The sequence below is a fragment of the Stenotrophomonas sp. GD03819 genome, assembly GCF_029841665.1.
Classification (GTDB): Bacteria; Pseudomonadota; Gammaproteobacteria; order Xanthomonadales; family Xanthomonadaceae; genus Stenotrophomonas; species Stenotrophomonas geniculata.
The window spans coordinates 72990-91266 of record NZ_JAOCEW010000004.1 but is presented as its reverse complement, the minus strand read 5'-3'; the positions used below and the strand labels follow the sequence as shown (position 1 = coordinate 91266).

Sequence of the window (18277 nt, the reverse complement as noted above, 5' to 3'; positions counted from 1 at the left end):
GTTGATCAATGGCGCCCGCAGGAACAGCCGCAGTTGACCGACCCGGTGGGGGAGGACATCTACGTGATGGAGCAGACCTTGCCCTATTGCTGGCCGGGCAGCAGTGCCTCCATCTGCCAGGAGGTGGACGATCTGGTCCTGCCGCTGGACGATTGGTGGCCGCCGGACATCCATGCGCTGCGGTTGCAGCTGCAGGCGGACCTGGTTCCCGCCAATCGCCGGTCCACGCCAGTGCCTGCGGCCGCATTGGCCGGTGCGCAGCGGATGGGCGGCGCGGGGCTTCGAGCGCTGCGGGAGCAGGGGTACGGGGCAACGGTGCATGGGCCGACTCGGACATACGACCACGTCGCCTATCTGACCCGGCCTGTTTTCAGCGTCGATGGGCAGTGGGCTATGATTGCGGTCGCCCGGGATTCGTGTTCCGACGATTTCGTCTACCGGGAGCTTGTCGTGCTGCATCGGGAACAAGGACGCTGGATGGCCGACCGCTCGGAACGGGGTCTGGGCGGCGTATGGGACGGCCGCATACTGCGGCCCTGGACGTACAACCACTGACGAGGAAGAGCGCATGGATGTCGCTGCACGCAGGAACAGGACGTTGTTTCGTTGGATCATGGTGACGCTGCTGGCGGTACTGATGCCGTTTGCAGCACTGGCGCAGCCCGCAGCCGGGCAGGCCGATGGCGCCGAAGCCGCCACTGCCGCGGAAGAGGCCCAATGCCGCGCCTGCAGCTATGAGCGTATCGGGCCCAAGGTCGATATTGGACTGGTTGCACTGGTATCGCTGCTGGTGGTGGGTCTGCTGATCGCAGCGTCCCGGGAATGGGGCACCACGTCGCAGCGCTGGACCTGCCGCACGCTGGCTCTGTTGCTGGTGGGCATCGGCCTGGCGTTGTTGTGGTGGGCTGGCAGCGTCGTCTACCTGGGCTACAACCCGTGGCAGGACATGGCCGCCCCCGTCGATGGCTCGCTCACCTCGACACTGCTCACTACCTCACCGAAGTGGCTGGCGGCGCTGGTGTTGATTGGTTTCGCGCCTTCCATCTGGAAGCGCAGCGAACGCCTGCCGGCCTGGCGTATCGGCTGACCCTGGAACGACGGCGCCGGGTCAGACCCGGCGCCGCCTGCGGCCATCAGTCAAAGCGCCAGCGCACGCCCGCATAGACGCCACGGCCTTCGCCTGGCGTCGAGCGCGCGACATCCTTGCCGGCGTCGTCGTAGCCCGGCGTGACCGTGGCGGCGTAGTGGCGGTTGCCGATGTTGCGCATCTCCGCCCAGGCCTGCCAGCGACCACCGGGTGCCTCGTAGCCGATGCGGCTGCCGAAGATCACGTGGCTGTCGGCCCAGTAGCTGTTGGCGTAGTCCACCGCGATGCGCGAGGCGTATTCGCTGTTCAGCGCGGCGTACAGGCCGGAGGCATGATCGAAGCGCAGCTCGGCCTGGTAGCTGTGGCGCGGCAGGCCCGGCAGGCGGTTGCTGCCGAAGCGCGCATCGTGGCGGTAACCGAAATCACTGAAGGTGTACGCTTGGCGCAACGACAGGCGCCCCGGCGCGGCCTGCCACAGTGTGCTGTCCAATCCGGCTTCGATGCCACGGTGCACGGTGGGGCTGGCGTTGTTCTCTGCGATGAACAGGTTCGGTACCGGCTGCAGCTCCACGCTCAACAATTCATGGTTCACGTGGGCGTAGTAGCCGGTCAGTTCCCAGCGACCCAGCGCCGCGTCACCGCGCGCGCCCAGTTCCAGCGTGGTGGCGGTCTGGTTCTGCATCGGCACCGGCGCGCGCTGGCGGCCGGTAGACGGGCCATTGCCCGGCCCGAAGTACTGGTTCGAGCCCCAGATCATCGACCACGGGTGCGGCGCCTCCACCGAACGGCTGAGGTTGCCGAACCACTGCGTCTGCGCGCTGTGCTGCCAGGTGAAGCCCAGTCGCGGCGCGTAGTCCCAGTCGTGGTCGCGCAGGCGGCCGCCGCTGCTCGGCCAGGTCACCTGCACGTCGCGGCGGGTGCTGATCAGTGCCAGCCCGGTCTGCATGCGCAGGCGGTCGTTGAAGGTGAGGGTATTGCCGACGTGCAGCGTGCTGTCGGTGCCGTGGTGGCGGAACTCACGCGTACGCGTGCCGGCGGCATAGCCGTTGCTGGCAAAGCGCAGCGACTCGCGCACATCGGCCTCCAGATCATGGGTGACGCGCAGGCCGACCGTGGTTTCGCTGTCCAGGCCGAACAGCCGGTGGCGATGGCGGTAGTCCAGCGTGGCGTTGAGGTTGGCGTAGTCCAGCTGCTGCCGGTAGAGGCTCTCGTTCAGGTCCATCGGGTACGTGTGGTAGACCAGCCCGGCCTGCAGCGAGGAATCCTCATCGATCTGCAGCGTGGTGACGTTCCCCACCCAGGTGCTGCCCGGCTGCGGGCGGCGCGCATCGATGGCCAGGTTGGCCGCGTTCGCGGCGTGCGGATCGTTGCGGATCTGGTCGCGGGTCAGGCGACCGGGTGTTTCGTGATTGGTTTCGCGGTAGCGCACGAAGAACCGTGTCTGCAGGTCGGGCGTGATCTGCCAGCCGATGTTCGCCATTGCCCCCTTGCCATCACCGCGGGCATGGCGCTGATAGCCATCGAACTCGGTATCGGTGTAGGCCAGGAAGTAATCGACATCACCGCTGACGCCACCCCAGCTGAGGCCACGCTTCTGGTAGCCACGGCTGCCCGCTTCGTAGTGCAGCTGCACGCCCGCCGAATCGCGACCGCTGCGGCTGACGTAGTCGATGGCACCGCCCAGCGCCAGCGCGCCGCGCTCGAAGCCGTTGGCGCCGCGCAGGACTTCGACGCGCGACAGCCACAGCGGTTCCAGCAGCTCGTAGGGCGTGCCACCCGGGCCGGTCAGCGGCAGCCCGTCGATCGACACTGCGATGCCCGAAGCATGCGCGCCCGGGCCCCGGTTGATGCCCGAGCCACGGATCGAGATCTTGGTGCCCTCGTTGCCCGGCGACTGCGCGCTGATGCCGGGCTGGTAGGCCAGCACATCGGCGCTGCTGGACAGCCGGCTGCCGGCCTTGGCCACGTCGATGACGTTGCCGGCGCCGGGTACGCGCTTCAGCGCCTCGCGCGCCTGCGCGCTGGCATCGGCAGCAGCGGTGACCTGCACGGCATCCAGCGTGGTGGCCTGCGGGGCCGCGGCGGCAGTGGAGGAAAGGCCGAGGGAAACGGCCAGGAACAGCAGTGATCGGGTGGGGCGGTACGACGAGAGCGACATGCGGAAATGCTGTAAACCACGAAAGTGGCGCGCAAGTTAACAGGTCGGCGCCGTCACGTCACCCGTCGCTCGCGTATGGCCGCCCGCAACATCCATGTAGAGCCGAGCCCATGCTCGGCTATCGCGCGCAGCGCGCGTGGGTCTCCTGCGATCGCAACGAAAGAGCAGCCAAGCATGGGCTCGGCTCTACAGCAGGGTTTAGGGCGAGGGCTTCGCCAGCGCCTTGGCCTTCGCATACAGCCGATCAGCCGCTTCCCTTTCGCCCAATGCCGCATGGCACTCGGCCAGGCTGTCCCACGCGTTGGCCGAATCCGGATACAGCTCGGTGTTGAGCATGAACACCTTCAACGCTCTGCGTGCACCAAGGCTCTCGCGAATGGCATAGCCATCGGCATTGATCGCGCGCTCCAGTTCGCCGGTGGGAACGCCATTACTGTCGCGCAGCCAGCTACGCATCAGCGGCTTCGCATCGGCGCTGTCATCCAGCGCATAGCCGATCAACCGCTCGGACAGCACAGCGTGCGGAAACTCCTGCGGCGCGGCCACCGCCATCGCGCTCTCCACCAGCGTGCTCGACCAGGCATTGCGCGCGCTGCCGTTGGTCAGATACACGAACACCCAGTAACCGCTGGCCAGCGTGCCCTTGTAGGCCAGCCGCGCACGTACACGGGTGCCGCCATCGTGACCGACCTGGGTGTAGCCGTCGCTGCGGGTGGTGTCCCAGCCGGTGGAGAAGAAATTGCTGCCGCCACCGCTCAGTTTCTGCGGCTGCCAGAGCTTTTCCAGGGTCGCCGTGCGCAGCAGCTTGCCGGTCGCCAGCGCCTGCAGGAAACGGTTCATGTCGCCCACGGTGGTCTGCAGATCGGCATGGCCCCAGCCGTAGTCCGGCCAGGGATCCTCATTGGCCGGCTGCAAGGTGCCGTCCTTGCCGATGTAGGCCACCGCCGCACGCTGCGCCGGCACGCTGGCCACGCCCCAGGAGGTGCTGGCCATCTTTAGCGGCTGCAGGATGCGTTCGCGTGCGATGGCCGGGTAGGGCCTGCGGTAGTGCGCTTCCAGCAACGCCGTCAGCACCAGGTAGTTGGCCTGGGTGTACTGCACGCGGCTGCCGGTGGCGAACTGCATCGACTCGGCCGCGGCGACCTTCAGCGCTGCCGCAAGGCTGGGTGCAACGCCGCTGTAGCCCTTGCTCACCCAGCGGTTGTCGACACGGTCGTAGTACTCGGCGATGCCGGAGCTGTGGTTGAGGAAGTCGCGCACCGGGATCGTCTTCCATGCGGCCGGCAGGTCCGGCACATAGCGGCTGGCCGGCGCATCCAGATCCATCTTGCCCTGGTCGACCAACTGCATCACCAGCGTGCTGGTCAGCAGCTTGGCCATCGACTGCGCAGTGAAAATGGAATCGATGGTGGCCGGTGCGTGGGTGGCCGGATCACGCTCGCCGCTGGCGCCCTGGTACAGCACCTGGCCGTTGTGGGCGACCAGTACGGCCTGGCCGGCGATGCCGTAGCGTTCGCGGTTGGTCTGCAGTTGGGTATCCAGCTGGGACGAGAGGTTGTCGGGAGCACTGCGCGCCGAAACGGGCAGGGTGGCCATCAGGAAGCAGGAAAGTGCAACGGCAAGAGCGCGATGCATCGCAGTGGTCCGTCAGCGGTGATGGCGCATCTTGGCATGTAGAGCCGAGCCCATGCTCGGCAGCCTTCCGGTCAGGCGTCGTGACCCTGGAAGCACTGAGCCGAGCATGGCTCGGCTCTACAGGTGCCTTGCGGTAGTACCGGCCAGTGGCCGGCACCCCTGCGATCAGCCGAGAATCCCCGGCAGATCCAGCCCCTTCTCCTTCGCGCAGTCGATCGCGATCTCATAACCCGCATCGGCATGGCGCATCACGCCGGTCGCCGGGTCGTTCCACAACACGCGGCCAATCCGCTTGGCCGCTGCCTCGGTGCCGTCGCACACGATCACCATGCCGGCGTGCTGCGAGAAGCCCATGCCGACGCCGCCACCGTGGTGCAGCGACACCCAGGTCGCGCCGCTGGCGGTGTTGAGCAGAGCGTTCAGCAGCGGCCAGTCGGACACTGCGTCGGAGCCGTCGGCCATCGCCTCGGTCTCGCGGTTCGGCGAGGCCACACTGCCGCTGTCCAGGTGATCACGGCCGATCACCACCGGCGCCTTCAGTTCACCGTTGGCGACCATCTCGTTGAACGCCAGGCCGAGTCGATCACGATCACCCAGACCGACCCAGCAGATGCGCGCCGGCAGGCCCTGGAACTTGATCTTTTCGGCGGCCATGTCCAGCCAGCGGTGCAGGTGCGGGTTGTCCGGAATCAGCTCCTTCACCTTGGCATCGGTCTTGGCGATGTCTTCCGGGTCGCCGCTCAGCGCCGCCCAACGGAAGGGACCGATGCCACGGCAGAACAGCGGGCGGATGTAGGCCGGCACGAAACCGGGGAAGTCGAACGCGTTTTCTACGCCTTCTTCCAGCGCCATCTGCCGCAGGTTGTTGCCGTAATCCACGGTGGGCACGCCCAGTGCGTGGAAGCCGAGCATGGCGCGGATGTGGTTAGCCATCGAAGCACGCGCTGCCTTTTCCACTTCCTTCGGTGCAGAGACACGTTTCTCGTCCCATTGCTCGACGGTCCAGCCCTGCGGCAGGTAGCCATTCACCGGGTCGTGCGCGGAGGTCTGGTCGGTCAGCAGGTCCGGCTTGATGCCGCGTTCCAGCAGTTCGGCCAGCACGTCAGCCACGTTGCCGAGCAGGCCCACCGACTTCGGGGTGCCGGCCTTGCACGATTCCTCGATCAGGCGCAGTGCTTCGTCCAGATTGTCGGTCCAGGTATCCAGGTAACCGGTGCGCAGGCGCATGTCGATGCTGCTCTTGCGGCATTCGACCGCCAGACAGGAGGCGCCGGCCATCACTGCGGCCAGCGGCTGTGCACCGCCCATGCCGCCGAGGCCGCCGGTGAACAGCCACTTGCCGGTCAGGTCACCACCGAAATGCTGGCGGCCCATTTCCACGAAGGTCTCGTAGGTGCCCTGCACGATGCCCTGCGCACCGATGTAGATCCAGCTGCCGGCAGTCATCTGGCCATACATGGCCAAGCCCTTCTTATCCAGCTCGTTGAAGTGGTCCCAATTGGCCCAGCGCGGCACCAGGTTGGAGTTGGCGATCAGCACGCGTGGCGCATCGGCATGGGTGCGGAACACGCCTACGGGCTTGCCCGACTGCACCAGCAGGGTCTGGTCATCGTCCAGGCGCTTGAGCGTTTCGACGATGGCATCGAAGCTCTCCCAGTCACGCGCGGCGCGGCCGATGCCGCCGTACACCACCAGTTCCTGCGGCCGCTCGGCCACATCCGGGTGCAGGTTGTTCATCAGCATGCGCAGCGGCGCTTCGGTCAGCCAGCTCTTGGCATTGAGCGTAGTGCCGGTCGGCGCGGCGATGATGCGGGACGGGTCGTTGCGGGTCATGCGGCGCTCCGGTTCGTAGCGAATTCAAGGCAGGCGTTGAGCACCTGCGCCAGGGTATGGCGCAGCGGTGCGGCGTGGTCGGGGTCGAGCGGGGTGGGCCAGCTGTGTTCGTCCACCTGGTCCGGCAGGGGTTCGTGCATGTAGCCACGGCAGGCCAGCTCCATCTGCAGGCTGTGCACGCCGCCGGCGATGTTGCTGTAGTGGCGGGTGATCCAGCCGCCCTTGAAGCGGCCGTTGCGCACCTGGCTCATGCCACTGATCTTCAGCAGGTTTTCCACAACATCGCTCAAGGCGTTGTCGCAGGACGTGTCGGGTGCGCCGGACGGCCCGGCGGTACCGAGGTTGAACTGCGGCAGCTCGCCATCGAACAGGTGCGGAATATGCGAGCGGATCGAATGCGCGTCGTACACCACCACCGTACCGTGCTGCGCGCGCAGGCGGGTGATCTGTGCGGCCAGCGCATCGTGGTAGGGCAGGAAATACGTGTCGCGGCGCCGCGCGATCTCGGCGTCATCCGGCTCGCGCCCCGCGTGGTACAGCGGCTGGTTGTCGAAGGTGGTCAGCGGGCACAGGCCGGTGGTGTTCTGGCCCGGGTACAGCGACACGCCGCTGGGATCGCGGTTGAGGTCGATCACCGAACGCGAGATTGCCGAGCGCACCGTGGTCGCGCCCATGCCGCGCACGAAGTCGTACAGCTCATGCACCCACCAGTCGGCATCGCGGCGTGCCAGCCACGGCGAGTGGTAGTCGCCGATCAGGTCGTGCGGCAGCTCGCTGCCGGTATGCGGGAAGCTGACGATGAGGGGGGCGTCGCCCTCGTGCACGGTCAGCCATTCGGGATGGGTCGTCATGCCTGCGGTTCCACGGTTGGCAGAAGCTCGGCCAGGCCCTGCACCAGCGCGCCGCTGCGCACCAGATTCGTGGCGGTCACCATGTCCGGATGGAAGTAGCGGTCTTCTTCCAGCGTCGGCACCTGCGCACGCAGGGTGGCGCGCACGGTTTCCAGCGCGGCGCTGGAACGCAGCGGGGCATGGAAATCACAGCCCTGCGCGGCGGCCAGCAGCTCGATGCCGATCACGTTGGCGGCGTTCTCGGCCATCTGCATCAGGCGGCGCGCACCGTGCGCGGCCATCGACACATGGTCTTCCTGGTTGGCCGAGGTCGGGATCGAATCAACACTGGCCGGGTAGGCACGCTGCTTGTTTTCCGAAACCAGCGCCGCAGCGGTCACCTGCGGAATCATGAAGCCGGAATTCAGGCCCGGGCGTGGGGTCAGGAACGCCGGCAGGCCGGACAGCGCCGGGTCCACCAGCATCGCCAGGCGGCGCTCGCTGATCGAGCCGATCTCGCACACCGCCATCGCCAGCATGTCGGCAGCGAAGGCCACCGGTTCGGCATGGAAGTTGCCACCGGACAGCGCTTCGCCGGTATCGGTGAACACCAGCGGATTGTCGGACACGCCGTTGGCTTCAATTTCCAGTGTGGTTGCGGCCTGGCGCAGGATGTCCAGCGCCGCGCCCATCACCTGCGGCTGGCAGCGCAGGCAGTACGGATCCTGCACGCGCACGTCGTTGTCACGGTGTGATTCGCGGATGTCCGAGCCCTGCATCAGGGTGCGCAGCGTGGCCGCTGTGGCGATCTGCCCGCGCTGGCCACGGATGGCATGGATGCGCGGATCGAACGGGGTGTCCGAGCCCTTGGCCGCTTCCACCGACAACGCGCCGGTGACAAGTGCCGCCTGGAACACGGTTTCGATCTCGAACAGGCCGGCCAGCGCGTAGGCGGTGGAGAACTGGGTGCCGTTGAGCAGCGCCAGGCCTTCCTTCGCGCCCAGTTCGATCGGCTGCAGGCCGGCACGCGCCAGTGCGTCGGTTGCGGGCAGGCGTTCGTCACCAATGAACGCCTCGCCGACACCCAGCATCACGCTGGCCAGATGCGAGAGCGGCGCGAGGTCGCCCGAGGCGCCGACCGAACCCTGCGCCGGTACCACCGGCAGCACGCCCCTGACCAGCATCGCTTCGAGCAGCAGCAGGGTTTCCTCGCGCACGCCGGAAGCGCCCTGCGCGAGGCTGACCAGCTTCAGCGCCATCATCAGCCGCACCACGCTGGCCGGCATCGGTTCGCCCACGCCAGCAGCGTGCGAGAGCACGATGTTCCGCTGCAGGGTGGCCAGGTCCTCGCGCTCGATGCGCACGCTGGCCAGCTTGCCGAAGCCGGTGTTGATGCCATACACCGGCGCACCCTTGGCGACGATGGCGGCGACTGCAGCAGCACTGGCGCGCACTACCGGCAGCGCGGCCGGATCCAGTGCCAGCGGCGCGCCGCGATAGATCTGCCGCCACTGGGCGAGAGTGACATGGCCGGGGCGAAGAACCAGGGTGTTGCTCATGTGTTGCTCCAGGAGGCAGGCAGGTCGGGCTGCCCGCGCACCACGCGCGCGTGCAGCGGGTTGAATCCAATGCGATAGACCAGGTCGGCGGGGGCGTCGATGTCCCAGATCGCCAGGTCGCAGTCCATGCCGACGGCCAGGCGACCGATACGCTCGCCATGGCCCAGTGCGCGCGCCGCTTCACGGGTGAAGCCGGCGATGCATTCGTCCACGGTCAGGCGGAACAGGGTGGCGCCCATGTTCATCGCCAGCAGCGGGCTGGTCAGCGGCGAGGTGCCGGGGTTGCTGTCGGTGGCCAGCGCCAGCGGCACGCCGGCCGCGCGCAATGCAGCGATCGGCGGCAGGGTGGTATCGCGGGTGAAATAGAACGCGCCCGGCAGCAGCACAGCGACAGTGCCGGCCGCCGCCATCGCGGCGATGCCGGCGTCATCCAGATGTTCGATATGGTCGGCCGACAGTGCGCCGAAGCTGGCGGCCAGTTCGGCGCCATGCTGGTTGCTCAGCTGCTCGGCGTGGATCTTCACCGCCAGCCCGTTGGCGCGCGCCGCTTCGAAGACCTGCCGCGCCTGCGCCGGCGAGAAGGCGATGTTCTCGCAGAACACGTCCACCGCCTCGGCCAGGCCTTCGGCGGCGATGGCCGGAATCATCACGTTGCACACCTCATCGGTGTACTCCTGTGCTTCGCGGCCTGGCGGAATTGCGTGCGCGCCGAGGAAGGTGGTCACCACGTTGACCCGGCATTCCTCACCCAATGCACGCGCCACCTGCAGCTGCTTGCGTTCGTCGGGCAGGGTCAGGCCGTAGCCGGACTTGATCTCAAGGGTGGTCACGCCCTCGGCGCGCATTGCCAGCAGGCGCGGCCGGCTTTCGCGGGCCAGCTGTTCCGGTGTGGCGGCACGGGTGGCGCGCACGGTGGAGACGATGCCGCCGCCGGCACGGGCGATGTCGGCATAGCTGACGCCCTGCAGGCGCTGCTCGAATTCGTTGGCGCGGTTGCCGGCGTAGACCAGGTGGGTGTGGCAGTCGATCAGGCCCGGCGATATCCAGCGGCCCTCGCCGTCAATGCGGGTGGTCGGCTGCAGGTGGGCGTCGCTGCCGGCCGGGCCGACATGGACGATGCGGCCGTCGGCGCAGGCCAGCACGCCATCGCGGATGACACCCAGCCCCTCGCCATCAAGGGTGATCAGGTGGACGTTGGACCAGAGGGTTTCGACGTGCATGGCATCCACAACGCGGCTGTGCTTATATGTCTATACAATATAGGCGTCCATTTCGGGTTGTCCAGCCATGTCCGATTCGCGTTCCCCGCACTGTTTCCATGCCGCCCACGCCCTGCTGGCCGAGGGCTGGGCCCGTGATGTCCGCCTGCAGGTTCAGGACGGCCGCATCACCGCGATCAGCACGGGGCAGGGCGCGCAGGACGGTGACACCCGCGTCGGCATCCTGGTGCCGGGCCTGCCCAACCTGCACAGCCACGCCTTCCAGCGCGGCATGGCCGGCCTGACCGAGATCGGCGGCGGTGACGGTGACAGCTTCTGGAGCTGGCGCGAACTGATGTACCGCTTCCTGGCCCATCTGCGCCCGGACGCTGTGCAGGCCATCGCCGCCCAGGCCTACATGGAAATGCTGGAAAGCGGCTTCACCCGCGTCGGCGAATTCCACTACCTGCACCACGATGCCGACGGCCGCGCCTATGCCAACCGCGCCGAGATGAGTGCCCGGATCGCGGCGGCGGCCGATCAGACCGGCATCGGCCTGACCCTGCTGCCGGTGTTCTATGCGCATGCCGATTTCGGCGGGGCAGCGCCGAATCCCGCTCAGCGTCGCCTGATCCACGATGTGGACGGCTTCGCGCAGTTGCTGGATGCCGCCAAGCCGGCATTGGCCGCGCTGCCCGATGCGGTGCTCGGCATCGCACCGCACAGCCTGCGCGCTGTCACGGGCGAGGAACTGGGTGCGTTGTTGCCGCTCACCGATGGCCCGGTGCACATCCATATCGCCGAGCAGATGCGTGAAGTCGAGGCCTGCCTGGCGTGGAGCGGCCAGCGCCCGGTGCAGTGGCTGTACGACCACGCACCGGTCGATGCGCGTTGGTGCCTGGTGCACGCCACCCACATCACCGACGACGAGCGTGCCGCCATCGTGGCCAGCCAGGCCGTGGCCGGCCTGTGCCCGATCACCGAAGCCAACCTGGGCGACGGTCTGTTCCCGATGCAGGCGTTCGCGCGCGAGGGTGGCCGTTTCGGTGTCGGCTCCGATTCCAACGTGCTGATCGATGCCGCCGAAGAACTGCGCCTGCTCGAATACGGCCAACGCCTGACCCTGCGTGGGCGCAATGTGCTGGCCCCGGACGCCACCCGCAGCACCGGCCGCTTCCTGTTCGAAGGCGCACTGCACGGTGGGTCGCAGGCGCTGGGCGTGGCCGCTGGCCTGCAGGTCGGTGCCAGTGCCGATCTGGTCGAACTGGACGCCGCGCACCCGGCGCTGCAGGCGCGACAGGATGACGCATGGCTTGACAGCTGGGTGTTCGCCGCACGTAATGGCGCGCTGCGATCGGTCTGGCGCCATGGCCGCCAATGCGTGGCCGAGGGCCGCCACCTGCAGCGCGAGGCGATCACCACCGCCTTCGCCGCCGCCCTGAAGGGCGTGCTGGGCTGATCGCCTCCGCCACCGGGACCCCATTACGTGAAGGCCAGCAAGTCCGCCACGCTCAACCAGCGTATCCGCAGCGATCTGGAAAGCCGCATCCTCAGCGGAGAATGGGCGCCGGGCTTCCGCATTCCATACGAACACGAGCTGATGGAGCAGTACGGCTGCTCGCGGATGACGGTGAACAAGGTGCTGACCGCGCTGGCCGAGAGCGGCATGATCGAACGTCGCCGTCGTGCGGGTTCGTTCGTGGCGCGGCAACCCCCGCACCTGGAGCAGGTGGCGTTGGAAATTCCGGACATTGCGATGGAGGTCGGTTCGCGCGGGCATCAGTACGGCTACCGGCTGCTGCAGCGCGAGCTGCGTCTGGCTGAAGTGGGCAATGCCGGCGAAGTGGAACTGGCCGGCAGCGAAATGCTGTTGGCGATGCGTTGCCTGCACCTGGCCGATGGCCGCCCGCTGGCGCTGGAGCATCGCCTGATCAGCCCCGTCGGCGTGCCCGAGGTGCTGGAGGTCGATTTCAGCACTACCGCGCCGGGCAGCTGGCTGCTGCAGAACGTGTCGTGGACCCGCGCCCAGCACCGCATCAGTGCCTGGGGCGCGGATGCTGTCACCGCCAAGCTGCTCGATGTGAAGCCCGGTACCGCCTGTCTGGTGATCGAGCGCCTGACCTGGCGCGGTGAGCAGCCGATCACCCGCGTGCGCCAGGTGTTCCTCGGCGATGCCTGGGACCTGGTTGCGCGCTTCGCGCCTGGGGCGCGCTAGAGGCGTATCCACGCATGGCGTGGATCTACTGAATCCCGGTTGGGATTATCCGACGCGTGTGAATCCCTGGTAGATCCACGCCATGCGTGGATGCTGCCCCATCAATACGTGGCGCATTGGCGCCAGCGCACCGGCTCATCCACACCGGGGCGGGCATTGAGCTGGATGCGCACGTTGCGCAGGGCGGGGTAGTGCAGCACTTCCTCGCAGACCTGCGGCCACACCGCGTCCAGCTCGCCGGTGCGGTTGATCGCCAGCGTCTGCCGGGTCAACCAGACACCGCTGGCGATGCCGGGCTTGCCGGCCAAGGCACGGGACAGATCGGCCTGGAAGCGCTCCAGCGTAGCGGCATCCGGGTTGGGGTTGCTGCGCGCATCGGTTGAGGGCGCGGCCGGTGCAGGCGTAGCGGCCGGCGGCATGGTGGCGGGGTCCGGCGCCGGTTCGGGCGCCGCTTCAACCGCAGGCGCAACCGGCGCGGGGGCGACCGCCACCTCGGCAACGGGCGGGGCGTCCTGCACGTGCAGCCCTTGCAGGCTCAATCCCACCAGCAGGCCCAGCGTGACCGCGCCGAGCGCGGCAATGGCGATCCGGCGCAGGGCTTCATGGCGGGCGCTGGCGCGCACACGGGTTTCGATTTCCGCCGGTAGATAGGGTTGCAGCAGCGGCCACAGGCGCGGGCCGTCCAGCACCTCGACCGCCTGCTTCTCGGCGGCGTTGCGGCCGTCGCGTTCGATCCGGCCTTCGGTCAGCAGCACGCCGCCCTTGGCGCCGGCCAGGCGCGCGGCCGCACCCAGTTCGTTCACTGCAGCGGTGCCGATGCGGTAGGCCAGGCCGTGCTTGCACGACACCAGCCAGCTGTTGGGGCCGTCACTGAGCAGGAAATCGCTGCTGGGCTCACGGGATTCCTCGCCTGGGTCATCCAGTTCGCGCAGGCCGCGCTGCTCGCGCAGCATGCGCTTGACCAGTACCGAGAATTCGCGCCAGTGCATGCCAGCCAGGGCCTGCAGGCCGAGTTGCATCTCCTTCTGCCGCCGTTTGATCCACCACAGATAGACAACGGCCAGGGAACAGGTAAACAGGGCCGACAGCAGGGCCAGGATCCAAGGGAGCATGCAGGAGGTGCGCGGAAGGGGCGAATGCGAAGGCGACAGTGTAAAGGTCGCGCCGTGCCGCTGAGTCAGGATGTTCCTGACAGGAAGCGTGATGGAACGCGCAGTTCGGAATACCGCAGGCACGAAAAACCCGCCAATCCTGAAGCCGTGAGGGGAGGGAACAAACGGCAGCCGAAGCGATTGGCGGGTTGCTCGCGATTGTCAATCAAAATTTATTGCATTGCAACAATGGCCGGTCAGGGCACGCTGCCTGGCGACTGATGGCTGCCCGGTGCAGGTGCATCAGTGCCCGAGGCGTCGCGGTTCTCCAGCTTGACCAGGCGCGCCTGCAGGGCATCGATGCGCGCCTCCAGCGCAGTCACCTCGTCGGCGGTGGGTACGTGCAGGCGCTTGAGTACGCCCTGCACCTGATCGTCGAACGCCTTTTCAACCTTGTTCCAGGTGCCGGAGGCCTTCTCGCGGGCCTCGTCCAGCGAGGTTTCAACGTTGTCGCGCCAGCCCGGGCCCTGTTCGCCGTTGCGTTCACGGCGGCGGGCTTCCCAGGCTTCGCCTTCCTTCACCAGGCCGTCGAAGAAGCGGCTGCCTTCGGCCTGTGCACGGCCAAGAGCGCCCAGGCCGGCCAGCCAGACCTGCTGCGCCGAGTCACTCAGCTTGCGCGAGAAGCGCTCGGCCTGGTCACCGAACGAGGCGTCGTCGTTGCGGCGGTCATCGTTTTCGTACTGGTTCATCGCACTTCCCGTGGGAGTTGGGCCTGCCCCCGAGAGTAGCGCGCGTTGGCGTTGCACGGCCGTGATGGCCGCCGCCGGGGTTCAGCCCAGCTTTTCCTTCAGCACGCGCTGGATCTCGCCTTCGACCATGCCCTTCATCGCCGACAGCAGGAAGCCCAGCTTGGCGGTCACGCGCACGGCGCCCGGCTGCAGTTCGATCGCACCGTCCACGCCGCTGCCGGAGAAATTCAGTACGTCGGCAGTCCAGGACGACTTCAGGCCGAAGCGCTCGGACAACTTGGCGGCAACCTGTTCGATCGCGGCGCGCGCCTGTGCGTCGGGCAGGGCGTGGGCGTGGCGGACATCGATGGTGGACATGCAGGCTCCTGGCGCAGGGCGGGGATGATCAATGAGGGCGAGCATTGTGCGCATCGCGGGCCTCCGCGCCAAGCACTCATCGTGGGTTCTTCTTCGTTGGCGGCCAACCTGCTAGGCTGCGCCGCGTGCAGAACCTGCTTGTCCACTTCAGTCAACAACAACAGCCCGACCAGCCGCTGCGGCCCGGGGTGCAACGCATCGTGCGCCAGGCCAACGGCAGTGTGCGGCTCGGCGACGCCGGCCATGGTGCCCTGCTGCTGGCGCAGTTCTGCGTGGATGATCGCGGCCTCTGGCTGCAGGTCGGCAACGGTATCCGCGGCATTCATGTGAACGGTCGCCCGGTGCGGCGCATGGCGCTGCTGCGTGCCGGCGATGCGGTGTATGTGGACGGCGTGGAAATGGTCCTGCAGGGCGAGGTCGAGAGCCTGCTGCAGGCGCCTGCGCCGAAGAACGACGACGGCTCCGATGAGCAGCAGCGCCTGCTGCGCGGTGTCGGTGGCCTGCACCATGGCCGCAGCTTCACGCTGTCGCGGTCCCGCCTGATCGGCCGCGGCGGCGACGCTGACATCGAGATCAATGAACCGGCCTTCGCCGAACAGCACGCCCGCGTGGAAGTGCACGGCGAGCGCGTGCTGCTGCGTGACCTGGGCAGTGCCGACGGCACCCGGGTCAACGGTGTGGCCGTGCGCCACTGCTGGCTGCAGGCGGGCGACCAGGTAGTGTTCGATGGCCAGCACCGGTTCGTGCTGGAAGTGCCGCATGACCCGCGCCGGCGCCCGCTGCCGGATGAAGACGAGTCCAGCCAGGACGCCGAGCAGGCGCCGGTGCTGCCGGCCGTGCCGCGCAAGGTCCGGCGCTGGCCGTGGCTGCTGGTCAGTGCGCTGCTGCTGGCCGCGCTGCTCAGCCTGCTGCTCTGGTTCGGCGCGCGCTGATCTGAATCCGCCGGGCATGGCCCGACGCTACCCACCCGGCGTGTGCCCACCCGCTTCCCGTAGGTGCCGACCTTGGTCGGCACGCTCCTTCGGCGGGAATGACGCCTGACGGCGTACGCCGACCAAGGTCGGCGACTACCGGCGCCATGCGGGTGGCCAATGGATTCCAATGAAACCAAATTTCCCTTGCGCCACAAGGCCGCAAGGCTGGTGCACTGCGGCATACTAGGGGTCTTGCCCCACAGGTGTGACATGACGCGCGCGTTCAACTTCAGTGCCGGCCCTGCAACCTTGCCGGAATCGGTCCTGCGCCAGGCGCAGGCGGAAATGCTGGACTGGCACGGTACCGGTGCCTCGATCGTGGAAATGAGCCATCGCGGTGCGGAATTCATGTCCGTGGCCGCCGAGGCCGAGGCTGACCTGCGTCGCCTGCTCGATATCCCCGAAGACTATGCGGTGCTGTTCCTGTCCGGTGGTGCCACCACCCAGCAGGCGCTGATCCCGCTCAACTTCGCTGCCCCGGGGCAGCGTGCCGATTACGTGGTCAGTGGCCACTGGGGCAAGACCGCGGTCAAGCAGGCCGGTGTCTACGTCGACGTCAACATCGCCGCCAGCAGCGAGGCCAACGGCTACCGCGAACTGCCGGCGCGTGCCGACTGGCAGCTGTCGCCCGATGCCGCCTACGTGCACATCACCGCCAACGAGACCATCCACGGCGTCGAGTTCCGTGATGTGCCCGACACCGGCAACGTTCCGCTGATCGTGGACTTCAGCTCGTCCATCGCCAGCGAACCGCTGGATGTGCGCCGTTATGGCGTGATCTACGCCGGCGCGCAGAAAAACCTGGGCCCGGTCGGCATCGCGGTGATGATCATCCGCCGCGACCTGCTCGAGCGCAGTGGCCAGCCACGTGCGGACATCTTCGATTACCGCTCGCACGTCGCCCGTGATTCGATGCTCAACACGCCGCCCACCTGGAACTGGTACCTGGCCGGCCTGGTGTTCAAGTGGATGCTGGCAGAAGGTGGGGTGGCCGAGTTCGCCAAGCGCAACGCCGCCAAGGCCGCGCTGGTGTACGGCGCCATCGACGGCTCCGGCGGCTTCTACCGCAATGAGGTCGCACATGCGGCCCGTTCGCGGATGAACATCCCGTTCTTCCTGCCCGATGCCGAGCTCGATGCCCGCTTCGTCGCCGAAGCCAAGGCCGCCGGCCTGCTGGCGCTGAAGGGACACAAGGTGGTCGGGGGCATCCGTGCCTCGCTGTACAACGCCATGCCGCTGGCCGGGGCCGAGGCGCTGGTCGCCTTCATGGCTGATTTCCAGCAGCGTCACGGTTGAGCAATGAACGGCGCGCACCGTCGGGTGCGTGCCCCGCAACAAGGAATTCCGATGGCAAGCAGCAAATCCAGCAAGAAGGCGCCGAAGAAGGCCGAACCGGCCAAGGACAGCGCCTCCACCAAGGCCAAGGGCAAGAGCACGTCCAAGGCCGCGTCGAATCCGGCGCCTACCCTGGCGCCGCTGGCGCTGGCCGATGTGCGCTCGAAGATCGACCAGATCGACCGTGACATCCAGAACCTGATCGCTGAGCGCGCGCGCTTCGCCCATCAGGTCGGCAAGGCCAAGGGCAAGCTCGCCGCCGCCGTCGACTACTACCGCCCCGAGCGCGAAGCGCAGGTGCTACGCATGGTGGTGGACCGTAACGAAGGTCCGCTCAGCGATGAACTGCTGGTGCACGTCTACCGCGAGATCATGTCGGCCTGCCTGGCCCAGCAGGAGCCGCTGAAGATCGGCTACCTCGGCCCGGAAGGCACCTTCAGCCAGCAGGCGGTGCTCAAGCACTTCGGCCGCTCCGCGCTGGGCCTGCCGATGGCCAGCATCGAGGAGGTGTTTCAGGAAGTGGAAGCGGGCAACGCCGATTTCGGCGTGGTGCCGGTGGAGAATTCGGGGCAGGGCACCATCCAGATCACTCTGGACATGTTCCTGACCTCCAACCTGAAGATCTGTGGCGAAGTGGAACTGCGCGTGCAGCAGTACCTGATGTCGCGCAGCGGCCGCATCGAGGACATCGAGCGCATCTACGCGCACCCGCAGTCGTTCATGCAGACCTCGTCGTGGCTGCGCGCGAACCTGCCGAAGGCCGAAAAGATTCCGGTATCCAGCAACGCCGAAGGTGCGCGTCGTGCGCGCAACGCCGACGACGCGGCGGCCATCGGCGGCGAGAGCGCCGGCCATGTGTACGGCCTGAAGAAGGTGGTCACCAAACCGATCCAGAACGATGCCGACAACACCACCCGTTTCCTGGTGGTGGGCCGCAACATTTTCCCGACCTCCGGCCACGACCGCACCTCGGTGCTGGTGTTCATCCATGACAAGCCCGGTGCGCTGTTCGACGTGCTCAGCCCGTTCGCCCGCCACGGCATCAGCATGAACCGCATCGAGTCGCGGCCGTCGCACCACGGCAAGTGGGAGTACGGCTTCTTCATCGACCTGGCCGGCCACATCGACGACGCGCCGATGCAGGCTGCGCTGGCCGAACTGGAAGCGCACTCGGCGCAGATCAAGGTGCTCGGCTCCTACCCGGTGGCCGTGCCCTGAGTGCTGCTGCGGCGGCAACAGCCGCCGCTCCCTGATG

16 protein-coding genes are annotated in these 18277 nt (G+C 67.5%); 7 read left to right on the top strand and 9 right to left on the bottom strand.

Going from position 1 to position 18277, the window contains the following annotated elements; all coding sequences use genetic code 11:
* Nucleotides 1–33: 33 nt before the first annotated feature.
* Complete coding sequence (locus N5D45_RS03680; RefSeq protein ID WP_057503322.1) at nucleotides 34–555, top strand: hypothetical protein; 522 nt, start codon at nucleotides 34–36, stop codon at nucleotides 553–555.
* Between the two features lie 13 nt (nucleotides 556–568).
* Nucleotides 569–1087, top strand: a complete 519-nt coding sequence (locus tag N5D45_RS03675) for a hypothetical protein (RefSeq protein WP_057503321.1) — start codon at nucleotides 569–571, stop codon at nucleotides 1085–1087.
* Between the two features lie 46 nt (nucleotides 1088–1133).
* Here N5D45_RS03675 and N5D45_RS03670 read toward each other — a convergent pair whose 3' ends face one another.
* From N5D45_RS03670 to hutI, 6 genes are all read right to left on the bottom strand, one after another.
* Entirely contained in the window at nucleotides 1134–3245 is a 2112-nt protein-coding gene (locus tag N5D45_RS03670) for a TonB-dependent receptor (protein ID WP_228354649.1), read from the bottom strand.
* Nucleotides 3246–3443: 198 nt separating this feature from the next.
* Nucleotides 3444–4880: a serine hydrolase domain-containing protein gene (locus N5D45_RS03665; protein WP_057503319.1), complete on the bottom strand. Its 1437-nt coding sequence runs from the start codon at nucleotides 4878–4880 to the stop codon at nucleotides 3444–3446.
* Nucleotides 4881–5045: 165 nt separating this feature from the next.
* Nucleotides 5046–6713 carry a urocanate hydratase gene (gene hutU / locus N5D45_RS03660; RefSeq protein WP_057503318.1) on the bottom strand — a complete coding sequence of 556 codons (1668 nt, stop codon included), beginning with the start codon at nucleotides 6711–6713 and terminating at the stop codon, nucleotides 5046–5048.
* Nucleotides 6710–7564, bottom strand: coding sequence for an N-formylglutamate deformylase (hutG, locus tag N5D45_RS03655; RefSeq protein WP_057503317.1), 855 nt, complete (start codon nucleotides 7562–7564; stop codon nucleotides 6710–6712). Before hutG ends, hutU begins: the two co-directional genes overlap by 4 nt.
* Nucleotides 7561–9102 carry a histidine ammonia-lyase gene (gene hutH, locus N5D45_RS03650; RefSeq protein ID WP_197657132.1) on the bottom strand — a complete coding sequence of 514 codons (1542 nt, stop codon included), beginning with the start codon at nucleotides 9100–9102 and terminating at the stop codon, nucleotides 7561–7563. Before hutH ends, hutG begins: the two co-directional genes overlap by 4 nt.
* Entirely contained in the window at nucleotides 9099–10322 is a 1224-nt protein-coding gene (gene hutI, locus N5D45_RS03645; protein WP_057503351.1) for an imidazolonepropionase, read from the bottom strand. Before hutI ends, hutH begins: the two co-directional genes overlap by 4 nt.
* A gap of 67 nt (nucleotides 10323–10389) precedes the next feature.
* Between hutI and N5D45_RS03640 the strand changes: the two genes are divergently transcribed.
* Nucleotides 10390–11760 carry a formimidoylglutamate deiminase gene (locus N5D45_RS03640; RefSeq protein WP_134958638.1) on the top strand — a complete coding sequence of 457 codons (1371 nt, stop codon included), beginning with the start codon at nucleotides 10390–10392 and terminating at the stop codon, nucleotides 11758–11760.
* Between the two features lie 27 nt (nucleotides 11761–11787).
* Nucleotides 11788–12516, top strand: coding sequence for a histidine utilization repressor (hutC, locus tag N5D45_RS03635; RefSeq protein ID WP_049412977.1), 729 nt, complete (start codon nucleotides 11788–11790; stop codon nucleotides 12514–12516).
* Between the two features lie 101 nt (nucleotides 12517–12617).
* On the opposite strand, the gene N5D45_RS03630 is transcribed toward hutC, so the two are convergent.
* From N5D45_RS03630 to N5D45_RS03620, 3 genes are all read right to left on the bottom strand, one after another.
* Entirely contained in the window at nucleotides 12618–13628 is a 1011-nt protein-coding gene (locus N5D45_RS03630; RefSeq protein WP_057503314.1) for a restriction endonuclease, read from the bottom strand.
* A 236-nt stretch (nucleotides 13629–13864) separates the two neighbouring features.
* Nucleotides 13865–14356 carry a phasin family protein gene (locus N5D45_RS03625; protein ID WP_057503313.1) on the bottom strand — a complete coding sequence of 164 codons (492 nt, stop codon included), beginning with the start codon at nucleotides 14354–14356 and terminating at the stop codon, nucleotides 13865–13867.
* A gap of 81 nt (nucleotides 14357–14437) precedes the next feature.
* A complete protein-coding gene (locus tag N5D45_RS03620; RefSeq protein ID WP_005417302.1) occupies nucleotides 14438–14713 on the bottom strand; it encodes a polyhydroxyalkanoic acid system family protein in 276 nt (91 codons plus the stop codon).
* Between the two features lie 125 nt (nucleotides 14714–14838).
* Here N5D45_RS03620 and N5D45_RS03615 point away from each other — a divergent pair, with 125 nt between their 5' ends.
* From N5D45_RS03615 to pheA, 3 genes are all read left to right on the top strand, one after another.
* Nucleotides 14839–15645 (top strand): FHA domain-containing protein, encoded by an 807-nt coding sequence (locus tag N5D45_RS03615; RefSeq protein ID WP_010480552.1) that lies wholly within the window; start codon nucleotides 14839–14841, stop codon nucleotides 15643–15645.
* Nucleotides 15646–15897: 252 nt separating this feature from the next.
* Nucleotides 15898–16983, top strand: coding sequence for a 3-phosphoserine/phosphohydroxythreonine transaminase (gene serC, locus N5D45_RS03610; protein WP_164191434.1), 1086 nt, complete (start codon nucleotides 15898–15900; stop codon nucleotides 16981–16983).
* Between the two features lie 45 nt (nucleotides 16984–17028).
* Nucleotides 17029–18240 carry a prephenate dehydratase gene (gene pheA / locus N5D45_RS03605; RefSeq protein WP_279938486.1) on the top strand — a complete coding sequence of 404 codons (1212 nt, stop codon included), beginning with the start codon at nucleotides 17029–17031 and terminating at the stop codon, nucleotides 18238–18240.
* The last annotated feature ends 37 nt before the right edge of the window (nucleotides 18241–18277 follow it).